Raw genomic sequence first — 15,542 nt, 5'->3', positions numbered from 1 at the left:
CCCCCAAAAAAATCTTTTGCCGCGCCCCGTCACCCGCGCCGCAGTCAATTCGTCAACTATTCTTCCTGTTCTGAGAAATTGTTTCCAAAATCAGATCAAGCCGGTCGAGATGTTCTGCATCCACTTCATGCGCTGGAATTGAAATGTTGAACGTCTCTTCGAGGAACGACACCAGTTTCAGCGCCCCCATCGAATCGACAATGCCTTCAGAGATCAGCCCGATGTCGTCGGTCAGATTCTCCTCCTTTTCGCCTGGTAAAAACTCATTCAATATGAATGACTTGATCTGGCTTTTGATGCTATCGGAATCCATCACACCTACAATTAACCTTTCCTCAAGAGTATTGACCTACCACCCGAATCCATTGAAGCGGCGCTCGAAAATAGTGTGGTCCAGCGTAACGAAGAATTGTCGGATCGCAAAAAAAAACGAAATCCGGCCGGGTCCGGGACTTATCCCTGGTGGCGGTATCATTCGTTGACGTGAGTTAGGTCAACATTTCTGCTAGGTACGAACATCTGCGTAATTCGTGAGCTTAGCTAACATAGCGGCAACCGCATTTTTTTTTAACGATTAACGGGGAGCTCGGAATGTATGACGTAATTATTATTGGTGGTGGGCCAGGCGGGTCTGTTCTATCGTGTTTCCTTTCTAAGGCGGGTATCAAGAACGTCATTTTTGAAGGCGCGGTGCATCCGCGCCCGCATGTGGGGGAGTCGCTCGTAACGTCGACCACCCGAATCTTCGATGAAATCGATTTCCTCGAGGTCATGGAGCGTGAGAATTTTCCAAAAAAATACGGTGCGGCCTGGCATCCCCCGCAGCGTCTTGCCACGGCACATATCCTGTTCAAAGAGTTTCCGCAGCCCGGAGTAAACCAAGACTACACGTATCACGTCGACCGGCAAAAATTCGACATGCTGCTCTTTAAGCATGCTGAGAAGTTCGGCGCCAAAACCTATCAGGGGACCCGGGTGCGCGAAGTCGTGTTTGAGGGCAACCGGGCCATTGGCGTTAAGGTCGATATCGCCGGTCAGGAGATGTTTGTTCCAGCCAAAGTTGTCGTTGACGCGTCGGGGCGCCACACACTGCTTGGCAATCAGCTAAAGCGGAAGAAACCCGATCCACAGTTCAACCAGTTTGCGGTGCATGCCTGGTTCAAGAACATCGACCGGGGTTCTGAGGACGTGCGCGATGATATCCATATCCACTTCCTGCCTGTTGAGCGGGGCTGGGTCTGGCAGATACCCATCACCGACGAAATCACCTCGATGGGGGCGGTTGCCGAAAAACACGCCTTTGACAAATCGCACCAGGACCGGTCGGCCTGGTTCTATGATCTTGCCAATTCGGCCCCGGATATCAAGAACGCGATGCGAGATGCCGAGCGCATAAACGAGTTCACCGTCGAGGCCGAGTACAGCTATTGCATGGACAGCTTCTGCGGTGATGGCTTCCTGATGATCGGCGACGCGGCACGGTTCGTCGACCCGATCTTCTCGTCCGGGGTGTCCGTCGCGCTGTCGAGCGCCAAGTTCGCCTCAGAGGTGATCATTGAGGGGCTTGCCGAAAATGATCTGAGCGAAGCCAGGTTCAAGCCGTATGAGCAGCGGCTAAGGCGCGGCACAACGATCTGGTACGAGTTCATTTCGCTTTATTACAAATTGCTGCCGCTGTTCACCTGGTTCATCGATTCAGAGGATCACCGTCACCAGGTGCTGCAACTTCTGCAGGGCGAAGTATACGACCGGCAAGAAGTTCCGGTGCTCGATTCGATGCGTGAATACATCGATGCTGTCGAAAAGAACGATGCGCACATCCTGAAAAAGGCGCTGGATCCCAACATCGACATCCATGAGCTTCACCAGATTGCTGTAAGCCGCTGATCTCGATCCGGCCTAGCCCGTGGCCATAGAGGCCGGCGAAACATGGCTCCGCCGGATAGGCGGGGCCGGCACTGGCATCTGGTGCCAGCCGATCAAACGCAAAATGCCCTGTCCTGCATGTTGCGGGGCGGGGTAGACAATTCTGCCTGCAGCGCCGCAAATCTCTTCTGGTCGTCCTTAACCCAATCGGCGATCAAATTTCTTATTTCATCACTGAATGGTTCGGCCGTGCGTTTGCGTGCCCCTTTGCTCACCAGGGCCTTGAGGTCCGAGACCATTTTTCGCCGAAGCCGGCGTTTCAGGGCCGATGCCAAGCGTGTCTCGCGAAAGCTGAACACCCAACGCGGCAGGCGTGACAGGGTTTCGGCAGAGTTTGTAGCGATTGTCTCCGGGGCGGGCCATTCGTCGCGGATGCCCAGAAAGGCGGACACTTTGCCCAGAGTGGGGGCGGGGTCCCGAACCAGATCTTCGAATTGAAGAAGCAGAAAATTCTCGCGAGGAAAAAGCGCGAGATAGGGGGCAAGCTGACGGGCATAGCAACTTGCATCCACCAGGTGTTGCAGGGTGTGTGACCCCGGAAGATCCTTCACCTTCGCCACGTTGATCCCACTCAGCGCGGCATGGCGGTACTGGCTTTCGGCGCGTTCGACCGGATCACGCGCCAGAAAGAGGAACTTGCAGTTCGGGATCGCCTCTGCGATGCGCTCGGGTACTCCGGAAAAGAGCTTGCGTTTGGTGTAGTTCGGAGAGGCTTCGGCATAGAGCCTGAAACCGGGCTGAAACTGGCCGTGATACCAACCAAAGCCGCGTTTCCAGTTCTTTTCGGCGACGAAGAAATCGGTTTCCTTTTCCGAAGAAACCCCGATCTGTTCATGGCCCGCCATATATTCATACAGGCTGGTTGTGCCGGATTTCATTGCGCCGATAACAATCACATCCGGCAGAATTCCTTCACTCACACGATGGCTCCATAGATTGAGGATTTCGCAAACCTGACCTTGCCGGAAAAGCCGAGCGTAGCGATGTCACGTTTGCAGTCATTGTTGCCCTTGTGAATGATTATGGTGAACGAAAGTGCCGAAAAATAGGAAAAGGTGGAAATTTCTGTTGGACCAACATGATTGCGGTTAGCTCATACAGTCTTACCACCGTTTGGTTTGATGGCCAATCAAGGAGACACTTCATACCCATCTATCACTGTGGATGGCGCCGGAGAGAGGCGCCTTTTTGATCAACCATTGCGTTTTCGCGTTAACCGGATGACACACCCGATACGGGTTGCTATAGAATGCAAACTTTCTTTTTTTACCAACAATTGAGACCTTATGCAGATCGAAGATACCCCGCTTTCCGGCTTTAAGATTCTTACTCAAACCGGTTCGGAGATGCCCTGGGCTTTTTCAGATAAAGCTGCAACAAGCGGGTTTTGGCGAACATGGCATTGCGCTGGATTTCGTGCGGGACAACCACTCGTTGTCCGAGCTGGTGGGGACGGTGCGGGGTCTGCATTTCCAGGCGCCTGCGAATGCCCAGGACAAGCTGGTACGCTGCGGGCGGGGGGCGTTGTTCGATGTGGCCGTTGACATTCGCAAGGGCAGCCCGACCTACGGGCATTGGTTCGGGACCGAGCTGACGGCGGAAAACGGCAAACAGCTGCTGGTCCCCAAAGGATTTTTGCACGGGTTCGTCACGCGGGCGCCCGATATCGAAGTTGTCTATAAATGCACCGATTACTATGCGCCCGAAAGCGATGGGGCAGTGCGCTTCGATGACCCCAATATCGGGATCGACTGGAGGATTGAAACAGAACCCGCTCCGTCCGGCAAGGACGCCGCGGCGCCGTTTCTTGCCGAATTCGACAGCCCTTTGTCTGGGAAGGGTCCGAAACATGAAGCTGATCGTGACCGGAGGGGCGGGAACCTACACGCTGCTCGAGGCGGCGCGGGCCTATTGGACCGGGGCAGGGCGGCCCGAGGGGTTCCGGTTTCACCATATCTCGACAGATGAAGTCTATGGCTCGCTGCCCGCCGATCCGCAAGTCAGGTTCACCGAAGAGACGGCCTATGACCCGCGCTCGCCCTATTCGGCCTCCAAGGCCGCCAGCGACCATCTGGTCCGGACCCTTTGCACCATTCTCGACCGGTTGCGGCGTTCTTGAAGCGAGAGTTGCGAATAAACGGCTCCCATGCGATGATCTCCTATTAGATAACTTATTGTTTTCTAATAGGAGTCGCGCTTCAGGGTGGCGCGCTCCGATGTGAACTCACGTTGAAGCGCAATTTCTGATTTATTCTTTTACGTCAGCCTGTTCTGAATTTCCATCAGGTTACTTTCGAAGACTTCGGCCGGCGTTCGATAGTCGAGGCACTTGCGCGGGGTAGAATTGAGGCGGTGGCAAATCGACCTCAAATATCGATTTGTCAGCGCCGTCGGTTCAGTTGATCTCGGCAGATACTTTCGCAGCCTGTTGTTTGTATTCTCGACGGTTCCTTTCTGGTACGGCGCTTGCGGGCCGCAGAACCACGCGTCCGCACCGATCCCGGCCTTGAGATGTTTCCAGGCCGAGAACTCGGTGCCACGGTCGAAGGTGATCGACTGGCGTGCATCAGCGGGTAGGGGAGCCAGCCCCTGGATCAGTGCTTCCATGATCGGTTTAGACTGGCGATCCTCGTTGCGCATGACGACAGCGTAGCGGCTCACGCGTTCGACCAAAGAGGTGACGTTCACCTTTCCATGCTCTTTTACGGAACATCATCAGATCGCACTCCCAATGGCCGAACTCCGTACGCTCTGAGACGCGCTCAGGCCTATGGGACAGGCTTTGTACGTCGAAGATGTGGGGTCGGTTGTGCCTGCGATAGCCACGGGGTCTGCGTCGATGGCGGTGTTCAGGCAGATGGCGATAGAACTGTTCGTCGCGACCGTCCTTGGAATAGGCAAAGCGATAGATCGTCTCGTGGCTCACTCGGATTGGGTGACGTTCAAGCCGCATGCGGCCAGCGATCTGTTCTGGTGACCACCCAGCCTTGAGCCGATCTTCGATGGCAGCCTTCAGCTCTGGATGCACGATCATCTTACGGTGGATGGCACGACGCTTCTCATACTTGCCTTGCGCGGTCACAGCGTAGTAGCCGTTGATCTGGGGAAGTTCCTTGTCGTCGAAGTAATTCCGCTTCAGTTCCCGGTAGATCGTGGACGGGGCACGACCGAGACGATCCGCAATCTCCGGAATTGGTATCTTTGCTTCACGCCACTTGTCGATCTTTCGGCGTTCTTCCAAACTCAGGTGAGGGTAACAGCTTCCCATTCATCAGCCTCCGTGCAACATTCTGTTTTAATACAGAATTTGCACTTCGTTTGTGAATCCACCCGGCTATATGAGATGTGAGAGATAAGAATGGTTATGTAAAAAATATTGGCCTAATCTGGAAAGCAAATTAGTGACCTGCTTGTCCACTAGCTTCATCGAAAACAGATGCCGGTTCAACACTACTCGACCCATGATGTTGCTCTTGGCAGCGACTTTGGGAACCGATGCCGGTGCTCAGGTCATGAACGACTGCTGGACGATTAAATCTCACGGCGGTGCCACCACTCTTCCAAGCTCTCACAAAACAAGCCGCCCAAACCATCCATAATTTTAAGCGGAATATGCCATCCAATTCGACCCGAGCTCCATTTCTTTTACGGGTGAAGCGTGCCTGCCAGCCCGCGCCAGACCTTCCATGGTGCCGATGGATTTCAGGATATCCGTCGTCTGTTCCTGAAGCATCACAAAGGCATCTTCGCCCAGATGGTCTTGCATGTAGCGAACATAGCGACTGGACGCGTTAACATAGCCATCGGATGCCTGGAAATCGCTGTTGCCAACGATATCAGCAAGCGCGGACAGATGTGGGCGGCTTTGCCCATCATCCCGGACGTCGTTGATATGAGAGATAACCAGATGAGCCAGATCCTCTCTTAACTCAGGCTGCCATCTGCTCCAAAAACCCTGACGACGGACAGGGTGCGCATGCAGTGCAATCCTCTGATGTCCTATTGCAATCGATACTATTCGGCGGTCGGTCCGAATAGATCATGAAGGGATGTGAGAGAGGCCTGAAACAAAGCGGTTCTTTCAGAAAGTGAATGTGTCATAAATTCCCTGATAAAATTTCTGGATTTTTTCCAACGCACGCACTCTCAATTCCTTGTAGTGCCCGCCCCGATTTGAATAGCAGGAAATGAAGCGTTTGACTGGATCTCTGACCACCGCAATGCGCCAGTAATCCTTAATGGGGGGATGAGGCTCTCTTTCGAAAGCTGGAGTACCGTGGCAAGCGGACGACGGCAATTCGCGCCACCCCCGAACCGGGCCAAGTTGGGGGCAAACTGTTCACGCGCGATCTGTTCAGATTGGATTGAGGGGCAGGCTGGCTAGGACAACAGCCACATGATATTGGTTCACAGCACGCCATGTGCGATTTCGGCGACATATTTTTCTTTGGCTGGAGGAAAACCCACTGGCAGCGCTCAAAAATTTGCGGGTATGATTTTAAGGTTCGATTAGGGGTACACAATTGAAAGCCGAGATCAGAGCAGGCACAAGTCCTGATACACGGGTGCGGGAAACCCCTGAAAATCTTCGAATGGTCTATATTGGCGGGGATTCAACGAACCCAACGCTGATCCTGCGTATCCGCTCCTTCCTGCGGGAGGGCGTCGATCTGACCGGCTTTACCTTCCGGCGCCGGAAGTTCAACACCGGATATCAGCCGGAATGGCATAACGTGCATCTCGGAGAGACGGTCGACCGGAAATATCTGCACCGTTTCTCGCGCCTTTTGCCGGCCCTGCGGATCCTTGTCCGCAACCGCGACATCCTGCGCGATGCGAACGTGATTTACACTCGGCAAATCGACCATCTGTTGCTGGGACTCTTTGCCAAGTGGCTGACGGGCAGCGGGGCCCGGATCGTCTATGAGGTAGAAGACGTTCAGGAGGTGTTTTTCAGGAAAACGCTGCTGGGACGCTTGTTCCGATGGAGCGAGCAGTGCGCACTCAGGCATGTTGACCTTTTGGTTGTGCTGTCTCCGGGGTTCCTGCATGGATATTTTGAGCCGATCCAGAACTACCGGGGCCCGAGTTTCGTTCTGGAAAACAAGATACAGCTCGGTGACAAGCCGGATGTGCCAACCGATGCGGGGTGCGTCTGGAAGGACATCAAGGGCCGGTGGATAATTGGCTGGTTCGGAACGCTGCGCTGTCCCAAGTCGATGGCATTGCTCGAACAGATCGCCGAGCGTCTGGGGCCGAAGGTCGAAATCTACACGCGTGGATACCCGACCGAAACCGGGCTTGAAGCATATCTGGAGATCGTCAACCGGCATCCGAACTGGACCTATGACGGCGAATATACCATCCCGGATGATCTCGAGGAGATATACGGGAGGGTGCATTTCTCGTGGTGCCTGGATTTTCTCGATGAATTCGGGAACTCGCCGCTGCTTTTGGCCTGCCGAATGTATCAGGGCGGGTTTTATGGAGCCGTTCCCTTAGTCGTTGAAGGGTGGGAGATGGACCGCTGGCTGCAACGGGCCGGGATCGGACACGCCTTCCCCGAACCATATGTCGAGGCGATTATCCAGTTCCTGGAAGACACCGATCCGGCATCCTACCAGTCGGAGCGGGCCGAGATCATGGCGCGCCGCCAGGATCTGTTTCTGGAGGACGGGCGGGATACGCATGCCATGCTCAACATGATCCGCGAGCAGGTGGTTGCCAGGGGGCGAACGTCCTAGTTGCGGATCCGCCAATCCTGTGGATCGGTCCCATCCCGGTTCTGTTAACGATCAATCCATAGAGGATACGGCCCCGATGCCGTTTGTTTTGGCGCTCAGATGTGCGCTCAGCGCCGGTGAACGGAGCTTGGAAAAACTTCAGGCCACACTCATCCGGTTCAAGCTGTCGCAGCATGATCCCTGAATATCCACGATCTCGGTTGCAAGCGTGCTTTCGAAGGTGCGCGGGGTGAAACCCAGATCGACCAGCGTATTGCGCGAGACGTCAAATTCGTTGCCTTCCGGTTCGCGGCGGGGGTTCTCCAGTTTCTGAATCTCGGCGCCCGTCAGCGTTGAAACGAGCGAAGCCAGGGAGTTGATCGTGCAAATATCGGAAAACTGGTTCACGATCCGGACTCGGTCACAATGTCCGGGTGGAGTTTCGGCCGCCAGCGTAATGCACGACAGCATGTCTTCGATGTGAATATAGGCCCGCATCTGCTCGCCGCTGCCGTAAACCGTCAGGGGTTTGCCCTGCAGGCCCTGCAGGATAAAGCGGTTCACGACCGTTCCGTAAATCGGATCGTGATCGAAGCGGTTCACAAGGCGCGGGTCACGGCGGGTTTCGGTGGTTTGGGTCCCCCATACGATCCCCTGGTGCAGATCGGTTATCCGGGTGCCGTGGAAACGCGCATAAAACGCAAACAACTGTTGGTCCAGGGATTTGGTCAGGTGATAGATCGAATCCGGCTCGCCCGGATAAACGATTTCCGTTTCCACGTCCCGCCCGTCGCTGCCATGCGCGGTGATGTTCAGATATCCCTCTGGCAGCTTCAGCCCGGCCGTACTGTAACCGTACACACCGATGGTTCCCAAATGGATCAGATGTGCGTCGGTTTGGGTTTCTGTCATGGCCGCCAGCAGATTGTGGGTGGTCCTGATATTGTTGTCGACGGAATAACGCGCCCCGGCAGAAGATGCCATGGAATAGGGAGCAGACCGTTGTTCGGCGAAATGTATGATGATATCGGGCCGCCCTGCTTTCAGAAGGCCGCACAAAGCCGGGTAATCGGTTGCAAGATCGATTTGGTGATGAGCGACAGAGGCGCCGATTTCCTCTTCCCATGCGCGAATTCGCCTAGACAGGGTCGAAATCCTTGTAAGAGATCTGGTGCCCAGGTCCTGATCTATCCTGCGGCGCGAACCATTGTCGGCAATAGCCACTCTTGCGCCAAGTGCAGAAAAGCGAAGTGCCGTTGGCCAACCGCAAAATCCGTCGCCACCAAGGACAAGAACGGACGTGTTTTTGGAACTCTTTTTTGAGTACTCGATATGCATTTGAAGCCTCTGTCGGCAAACCGACATCTTAAACACTGCCAGTCTATGACAACTAATCTCTGCGTGCAATAATAGCGTGTGGTTACATTAACTTGCTCCCAAAATGGAAACATTCACGAGGCAATAATATCTTTGTCTCGATTGATTGACGGGCCGCCCGGAAAAACGGTCCGTGCGAGGCCATTACGCCTCAGAACCACCGACCGATGGCCATCAGAGACACCAGGGGCGCGACGTTTTCGGAACCGGCAGGGGTGCGCAATATCCCGGTAATCAGGTCCGCATCGCGATGACGCGGGTGGGGACCCCTCCGACGATGGCATTTTCCGGGACGTCTTTTGTCACCACGGCACCGGCCCCGACAATCGCGCCATTGCCAATGTGGACCCCATCTATGATCCGTGCGCCTGCGCCGACCCACACATCATCGCCAAGAACAACGGGACCCTTGGTCGTAAGGCCCTGCCGCACCATCGGGCCAGCGCCCAGTTTGGTGTGATAGCGGCCGCCGCCGAAATAGCAATGTCCGGCAATAATCGCATGGGATCCGATCTCGATACCCGACGTGGCCGAAAAAGTGCAGTGGCTGCCCAGCGAGCAATCCGCGCCGATGCGGATATAGCCGTCCTTGACCACCAGTTCGGTTCCGCGCGCAATCAATGTGCGTGCTCCGATTGCAAAATCATCGGAACTGTCGGCTCCGCGCGCATCGAGCGCGCAGCCGTCATCTATCGTGACGTTGTCCCCGATGGTCATGCGGGCCGGACAACGCAACGCGATGTTACGGCCAAAATTCATACCCCGGCCCGCGGTTGCAAAAAGACCCGGATACAGCTGCTTGCGCAGTGCATATCCTGCGGCCCCCCGAAAACCTGACGCCAGTATCATGGTAAATTCATATCGAAAGAACGCGCCCAAGCTGGATCGCCCCACAAAGAACGCTTGGTATTTCTGAAATGCCGATCCGCCCGAACCGAGGGTTTCCACGACATTTTCCTTTGTCGGGTCTTGGGTGGAATTCAGTGTCATCAGTTTTCTCCCGCCTCTTGCGGCCTGCCTCTGCGATAGCCCCGGATCTTGCAGGCCAGATCGCGGGCGAGATAGGTGTAGCCCTGGCGATTGCGAAAGACATCGGGCAGGCGCGTTGCCGGCTGCTCGATATATTTGATCATCGTTTTCTCCCAGCTCGGAACCACAAGCCGACTGGATGCGGGGACATAGCCCAGACGCTGCATCTCGTCGGTGGCAACGGTTTCGATCAGGCGGATTTCGCGGGCGCTCAGGCCTGTTTTCCAGCGCCCGACGCTGTCCTGAGAGATCGGCCGCCGCAGCTGGTTCTCGTTTCGCGCATCGGTCTGATAAGCTGTCTTGTTGTGGTGAAACTGGAGCTGCTGCGGATCATAGCTTTCACCGAGGAATGTCATGATGCGCGTGAGCTCCACTTCCGGATCACTGACAACATCTTCATATGCGACAACAATCCGATCGTCTTCAGGGATTTCACGCATTGCCTCCTGCGCGGCCCGTTGATGACGAACCCAGCTTTCGGCGAAACGCTGAACATGCTTGCCGTGGAACCGCGCTTCTTTCCACGACAGTGAAACATCACGAGGATCGCGATGCAGCAGGATGACCAGCGCGTCCGGCCAGGCAGCGCGCACTTCGCGGTGCAAAAGCAGGTGCCAGGGGGTCTTTTCTCCCCAGCGCGGCTTGCTTTCCTGCCGCGCCCACCAATCCATCACCGCACGGGCGACACCGCCGAAAGTGGGGGTCTCGATCAGGGCTAGCACTTCGTTTTCGACGGGCCGCGGGTCCCAGTCATGGACAACGCCGAAGTCGATGATGTCCCGAACCAGGGCGCGGCGGTTTGTTTCGTAGGACAGGTCTCCGTACCCTTCGGCGCGCGGCAGCCATTGCGAGAACAGATGCGACTCGAACGGTATCGTTATGCGCGGATGGGCATCGATCAGCCGGCTCATCAACGAGGTACCCGAGCGCGGGGCGCCCAGTATGAGAATGGGCCGGTCGGCGCGCGGGGTCGTGATCTCAGATGCAGTCATTGGGATGTCTCTCCGTTTCGAGAACAGTCTTTGAAGACGGGGCCGGTCGGCGCCGGATCAACAGAACCAGCAGCGGTGGCAGGCTGACGAGCGTTTGGATTGCAAAGGCGAGAAGACCGACGGCGATGCTGACTTCGGCCATGATGCCCGCGGTTTCGAAACTCAGCACCAGCAGCCACTCGCGGACGCCGAAGCCTCCGATTGTCACCGGAATCATAAGCGCCATGAGCATCACCGGGATCGCAAAAAAAGCGAGTCCGAGAGGAAGGCTCTGACCGAGCGCATAATACAAGCAGATAAAAAGACAGGTCCGCAACAGTGTGACCAGCATCGAAAAAGCGACCCCTGGAAGCAGACCGCGCGAAACCATGCCCGGGCGCCGGATCAGCGACAGAAGGCCTTCGATCTTGGGTCTGAAGCGTCGCAGCGGGCCGGGCGTGAAGACCCGGATGACAGTGGCGGATCCACGCAGCATGACAAAGGTCGCCGCAAGGATCGCGAGTATTGCGCCGAAGGCGACAAGGGCCACTGCTGGAAAACCTGCGGCACCGGCCCCCAGAGCGGCCACGGCCAGGGTGCCCAGGGTTGCCGCATAGCGATCCAGAGCGATGCTGGCGACCACCTCGGAGGCCCGCGCGCCCTGTCCTCCGGCCATGCCGGCCCTGAGAAAGGTCCCGCGGGCGATGTCGGTGCCCAGCGAACTTGGCAGCAACGCGGCAAAGGCTATGCTGCCGGACACGATGCGGAACAGGTCCCCGAACGGGGGCCTTAGACCGATGCGTATCAGCAGCAATTGCCAACGCCAGGTAAGGGCCACGCGGGCGGCCAAAACACACACAACCGCAGCCAGGATCAAGTCCCATCGTGCGCCGAAGGCTAGCCTGGCCGTATGATGCCAATCCACCATGAGCGCGAGCGCGGTCAGAAGCGTCAGCGACACCGCGGCGCGTATCAGGCGCGCCGGCCGCCACGACCGTGATTTCTGAGGGGTCGTGTCTTTCATCCCCACCCCCTGGCAGATATCTGGCGGGCTGTCATGCCCCGCAGCGGATATCCAGTGCGCAGCCGGTCGAATTCCGCGTCCCGGCGGGTGTGGCAGCCGATCCGAATGACAGGCCGGCATCGAAGCCGTATATGGGAAAAGACAGAAGCACTCATCAAAACACTGCCGAATTGCTGACGCTCTGAAAATCCGGCATTCCAGAGCGTGAAAACCAATAAAGCCCGTGAAACAAGGACCTGCCGCCCATCCCGGCAGGACCGGAAACTAGGTTTCGGATCGGGCAGAAGTTGTATCGGCCTCCTTTTTGTCCGGGCCACTAAGCGCCTCCGGCAGCCGGCCGGTCTGCCGGCACCAGTCCACGATCTCGCGAAACGCTTCCATGTGGCCGCATGCCGGTTCATACCCAAGCAGGCGCCTGGCCTTGGAAATGTCAAAATGACGGTTTTTAGTGAAGAAACCGACGCGGCGGGGATGCAGCGGCGGCTCGATGCCAAGCGGAAGACAGAGCGCCTCGACGATGCGCCCGGCCAGCATGACCGGTCCGACCGGAATGTGCAGCCGCGGTGGCTTCACGCCGACAATTCCGGCGATATCCGCGGCAAGCTCGTTCAGGGTTGGGGCTGAACTACCCCCGATGAGGAAGGTCTCTCCGGCTGCGGCCGGAACCTCTCCGGCGCGCAGAAAACCCTGACACAGATCCTTGACATGCACCATGTGGAACCGTGTGGTGCCCGGCCCGATCATCACGAACTTCCGGTTGGCAATCGGAAGAGCCAGCTTCAGAAGCCGTTCGTCTCCGGCCCCCGAGATCGAACAGGGGCGGATGATGACGGTCTCAAGCCCAAGCTCTTCACCCAGCTTGCGCGCCAGGGTTTCGCCTTCCAGCTTCGTCTCCTGATAATCATCACCTGGTCCAAAAGGTGTGTCCTCGCCACTGGGCCCCCGTTTGACATCCCCGTGTACGCCAATGGTCGAAACATGGACAAACCGGCGCACCCCGGCGGCCTTGGCGGCGCGCATGAGAGACTCGGTCGCCCCAATATGAATAGCCTCCAGCGCGGTACGACCACCGACAAGCTGCCGGAACAGACCCCCGACGTTGAACACCGTGTCCATTCCCTCGACCGCCTGCGCGCAATCGTCGGGGTTGGTCATGTCCGCCTCGAATGGCGTCACGTTTCCGGCAGGTTCTACCTTGTTGCCGCCCGGGCGCTGCATGGCGCGGACCTCCGCCCCCCGCTCGGCCAGACTTTGCACCAGATGGCTTCCGGCGAACCCGGCGGCACCGGTCACGAGAACCTTGCGACCGTTCCAGAAACCCGGGGTCAGTCGCGGCGCGGTCGAGGGTGTATCCGGCATCTCACCGGTCATCAAAGCCTCCTATGGATCAAAATAGTTAGACTCAAATCTGGTACTTTGGCTCTGCCGTATTTGCAGACGGCTATAGGTGGAACGGCTTGTAACATTCAATAAAAGGCCGACCGACATTCTCGGGCAGATATCCTCGGTTGGAAGCCGATATTTGTCAATCTGTGGTGGCAGCGCGGCAGAATCTGGGCGCGATATGATAGACTCCAAAGGTTCTGTATCGGAGTCTTGGTGTATGTTTAATTGGTGTTTTCATTGTACTACTCATCATTTGGCGGATTCTCCTAGAGCTTCTCCAGCCTCTATAATTTCTACGTCAGCCATATAATCCCTTATATTTACGAGTATTGGTTCCGATGCGATGACAATGAATCCGCAGAACCACCGGAAGATCAGGTTCTGACCGGGACGACGGTGACAATACACTGACCGGTGGTGCCGGCAACGACACCATCAATGGCGACCGGGGGCGGTAATGACGTGCTGACCGGCGGGGCCGGTATGGACCGGCTGATCGCGGAACGCGGCAACGATGTTTTGACCGGGGGCGCGGATGCCGACACCTTCGTGTTCGAAGCCGATCACGGGGCGACCGGATCACCGATTTCGATACCGCCGGTGGCGATGTGATGGATCTGACCGCCCTGGGCCTGTCCGGGATTGGCGACCTGAGCATCGCGAATGATAGCAATGGCGATGCTGTCGTCGATACCGGCAATGGGACCATTACGTTGCTGGGTGTGGACAGCAGCGCCCAGGCCGCGGACGATTTCTTGTTTCTGTAGGCGCCGTTACGACGGGGCCCTGGCCGGGCGGCACGACCAAGTGTCAGCCTCGGCCTGGTTTCCCTGTCCGAGGCTCGTGCGGGCAAGGAACAGAGTGCCCTCGTCTCTACCAGTTTGCTCTACTTGTTAGGGACCCAGCAAGCTGGGTCCCGGCGTTTGGCATGGGTGCTGAAGGCGACCATCACAGGCTGAAAACGTCGGCCGCGAGGAATTCGGCTTCGGTCACACCGGGCAGCAGGACAAAGTTGAAGGCGCCATCCGGGGTTGCGATGCCGATCCGCAAGCCGGCGCTGATATCAGTGAAGACCAGCGCATCCGTCAGCGTCGCCTCATCCCAGCCGTAATGCTGGGCAATCGGGGTGAAGTCGAGCTTGTCGCCCTCGGCGATCGAGAAATCGAGAACCTCGTCGCGATAGCCGTCCAGCGTCTCGAAGGTGAACCGGAACACGTCCGCCCCCAGGCCGCCGGTCATCTTGTCCTTGCCGGCACCGCCGTCGAGGATGTCGTTGCCGCCATTGCCGTAGAGGTTGTCGCGCCCGCCCAGGCCGAGGATTTCGGTGGCGCTGTCGCCATCGGTCAGCGTGTCGTTTCCGTCGGTGCCCATCAGAACCGGCAGCGTCACGATCGTGCTGTCCAGGGTGATATCCGGGCCGAAGACGGTTGCGATGTTGCCATTGTCATCCGTGGCCGTGACCTCCAGCGTCAATATCCCATCCGCAAGCCCGCTGATATCCAGCACCACACTGCCGTCAGCGGCCAGCGGCGCCGAGGACACGCTGTTCACACCGTCATCCACCGTCACCACCGCCGTCGCATCCGCATCGATGCCGGTGACGTCAACCGTCATCGCCAACGCTTCGAGGGCGGTGATCTGGTTGTCCGGCGCGACGACCGTCAGGTTGCCATCCGCATCCGCTGACAGATCCGGTGCTGTTTCCAGTGTCAGGACCGGGCCGGACACCGTTGTCATATTGCCGGAACCGTCGGTGGCCGTGACCGAAGAGGTCACCGGGCCATCCGGCAGGCCGGTCAGGTCGAAGATCATCGGGCCGTCGGCAGTCGCGGCCTGAACGATATCGATCCCCCCTGCGCTGAAGGTCACTTCGGCCGTCGCATCGAAATCCAGCCCGGTCAGGTCGATCTGCACGGATGTGAGCTCGGTCGCATCGATCAGCAGATCCGGCGCCGAAAGCGACATGTTGCCGTCATCGTCTCCGGTATCGGGCGGCGGGCCGGGATTGAGGATCATCGTATCCGCCGCAAGGAATTCGGCTTCGGTCACACCGGGCAGCAGGACAAAGTTGAAGGCGCCATCCGGGGTTGCGATGCCGATCCGCAA

The 15,542-nt window shown here is 57.3% G+C and carries 16 protein-coding genes and 2 pseudogenes; 7 read left to right on the top strand and 11 right to left on the bottom strand.

Annotation, left to right across the window (positions count from 1 at the left end; all coding sequences use genetic code 11):
• Positions 1-52: 52 nt before the first annotated feature.
• Positions 53-313 carry an acyl carrier protein gene (locus AC2FI8_RS22220; protein ID WP_496781010.1) on the bottom strand — a complete coding sequence of 87 codons (261 nt, stop codon included), beginning with the start codon at positions 311-313 and terminating at the stop codon, positions 53-55.
• A gap of 278 nt (positions 314-591) precedes the next feature.
• Between AC2FI8_RS22220 and AC2FI8_RS22215 the strand changes: the two genes are divergently transcribed.
• Positions 592-1,887, top strand: coding sequence for an NAD(P)/FAD-dependent oxidoreductase (locus AC2FI8_RS22215; protein WP_496780985.1), 1,296 nt, complete (start codon positions 592-594; stop codon positions 1,885-1,887).
• A 92-nt stretch (positions 1,888-1,979) separates the two neighbouring features.
• Here AC2FI8_RS22215 and AC2FI8_RS22210 read toward each other — a convergent pair whose 3' ends face one another.
• Entirely contained in the window at positions 1,980-2,846 is an 867-nt protein-coding gene (locus tag AC2FI8_RS22210) for a sulfotransferase family protein (protein WP_496780984.1), read from the bottom strand.
• A gap of 355 nt (positions 2,847-3,201) precedes the next feature.
• Here AC2FI8_RS22210 and rfbC point away from each other — a divergent pair, with 355 nt between their 5' ends.
• Both rfbC and AC2FI8_RS22200 read left to right on the top strand, forming a co-directional pair.
• The gene (gene rfbC / locus AC2FI8_RS22205) at positions 3,202-3,894 is read left to right on the top strand and encodes a dTDP-4-dehydrorhamnose 3,5-epimerase (protein ID WP_496781009.1); all 693 of its coding nucleotides are present in this window, start codon (positions 3,202-3,204) and stop codon (positions 3,892-3,894) included.
• Positions 3,797-4,006, top strand: a pseudogene (locus AC2FI8_RS22200) (GDP-mannose 4,6-dehydratase); the annotation flags it as partial. The gene rfbC and the pseudogene AC2FI8_RS22200, both read left to right, overlap by 98 nt.
• Before the next feature lie 176 nt (positions 4,007-4,182).
• Here the strand turns inward: AC2FI8_RS22200 and AC2FI8_RS22195 are convergent.
• From AC2FI8_RS22195 to AC2FI8_RS22185, 3 genes and pseudogenes are all read right to left on the bottom strand, one after another.
• Positions 4,183-5,194 (bottom strand): annotated as a pseudogene (locus AC2FI8_RS22195) (IS30 family transposase).
• A gap of 333 nt (positions 5,195-5,527) precedes the next feature.
• The gene (locus tag AC2FI8_RS22190; RefSeq protein ID WP_496780983.1) at positions 5,528-5,692 is read right to left on the bottom strand and encodes a hypothetical protein; all 165 of its coding nucleotides are present in this window, start codon (positions 5,690-5,692) and stop codon (positions 5,528-5,530) included.
• A gap of 315 nt (positions 5,693-6,007) precedes the next feature.
• Positions 6,008-6,223, bottom strand: a complete 216-nt coding sequence (locus AC2FI8_RS22185) for a sulfotransferase family 2 domain-containing protein (protein WP_496780982.1) — start codon at positions 6,221-6,223, stop codon at positions 6,008-6,010.
• 226 nt (positions 6,224-6,449) lie between these two features.
• On the opposite strand from AC2FI8_RS22185, the gene AC2FI8_RS22180 reads away from it, so the two are divergent.
• On the top strand, positions 6,450-7,670 hold the full coding sequence (locus AC2FI8_RS22180) for a glycosyltransferase family protein (protein WP_496780981.1): 1,221 nt from the start codon (positions 6,450-6,452) through the stop codon (positions 7,668-7,670).
• A 138-nt stretch (positions 7,671-7,808) separates the two neighbouring features.
• Here the strand turns inward: AC2FI8_RS22180 and AC2FI8_RS22175 are convergent, their stop codons facing one another.
• The 5 genes from AC2FI8_RS22175 to AC2FI8_RS22155 all read right to left on the bottom strand — a co-directional run bounded on the left by AC2FI8_RS22175 (position 7,809) and on the right by AC2FI8_RS22155 (position 13,421).
• Positions 7,809-8,987 carry an NAD-dependent epimerase/dehydratase family protein gene (locus tag AC2FI8_RS22175; protein ID WP_496780980.1) on the bottom strand — a complete coding sequence of 393 codons (1,179 nt, stop codon included), beginning with the start codon at positions 8,985-8,987 and terminating at the stop codon, positions 7,809-7,811.
• A gap of 273 nt (positions 8,988-9,260) precedes the next feature.
• Positions 9,261-10,016 (bottom strand): acyltransferase, encoded by a 756-nt coding sequence (locus AC2FI8_RS22170; RefSeq protein WP_496780979.1) that lies wholly within the window; start codon positions 10,014-10,016, stop codon positions 9,261-9,263.
• Positions 10,016-11,047 carry a sulfotransferase family protein gene (locus AC2FI8_RS22165; RefSeq protein ID WP_496780978.1) on the bottom strand — a complete coding sequence of 344 codons (1,032 nt, stop codon included), beginning with the start codon at positions 11,045-11,047 and terminating at the stop codon, positions 10,016-10,018. Before AC2FI8_RS22165 ends, AC2FI8_RS22170 begins: the two co-directional genes overlap by 1 nt.
• The gene (locus tag AC2FI8_RS22160) at positions 11,034-12,050 is read right to left on the bottom strand and encodes a lysylphosphatidylglycerol synthase transmembrane domain-containing protein (protein WP_496780977.1); all 1,017 of its coding nucleotides are present in this window, start codon (positions 12,048-12,050) and stop codon (positions 11,034-11,036) included. Before AC2FI8_RS22160 ends, AC2FI8_RS22165 begins: the two co-directional genes overlap by 14 nt.
• 264 nt (positions 12,051-12,314) lie before the next feature.
• Entirely contained in the window at positions 12,315-13,421 is a 1,107-nt protein-coding gene (locus AC2FI8_RS22155) for an NAD-dependent epimerase/dehydratase family protein (protein ID WP_496780976.1), read from the bottom strand.
• A gap of 368 nt (positions 13,422-13,789) precedes the next feature.
• Here AC2FI8_RS22155 and AC2FI8_RS22150 point away from each other — a divergent pair, with 368 nt between their 5' ends.
• The 3 genes from AC2FI8_RS22150 to AC2FI8_RS22140 are packed head-to-tail and all read left to right on the top strand — an operon-like array spanning position 13,790 to position 14,203.
• Complete coding sequence (locus tag AC2FI8_RS22150; RefSeq protein ID WP_496781008.1) at positions 13,790-13,894, top strand: hypothetical protein; 105 nt, start codon at positions 13,790-13,792, stop codon at positions 13,892-13,894.
• Positions 13,875-14,048: a hypothetical protein gene (locus AC2FI8_RS22145; protein WP_496780975.1), complete on the top strand. Its 174-nt coding sequence runs from the start codon at positions 13,875-13,877 to the stop codon at positions 14,046-14,048. The genes AC2FI8_RS22150 and AC2FI8_RS22145 overlap by 20 nt, the downstream gene beginning before the upstream one ends.
• Positions 14,048-14,203 carry a hypothetical protein gene (locus AC2FI8_RS22140; RefSeq protein WP_496780974.1) on the top strand — a complete coding sequence of 52 codons (156 nt, stop codon included), beginning with the start codon at positions 14,048-14,050 and terminating at the stop codon, positions 14,201-14,203. The genes AC2FI8_RS22145 and AC2FI8_RS22140 overlap by 1 nt, the downstream gene beginning before the upstream one ends.
• A gap of 181 nt (positions 14,204-14,384) precedes the next feature.
• Here AC2FI8_RS22140 and AC2FI8_RS22135 read toward each other — a convergent pair.
• A partial coding sequence (locus tag AC2FI8_RS22135) for a calcium-binding protein (protein WP_496780973.1) occupies positions 14,385-15,542 on the bottom strand: 1,158 nt, incomplete at its 5' end.

The organism is Ruegeria sp. CDSB029 (genome assembly GCF_059611125.1).
The sequence above is the reverse complement of the archived record's forward strand: the minus strand, read 5'-3'. Positions and strand labels throughout refer to the sequence as shown.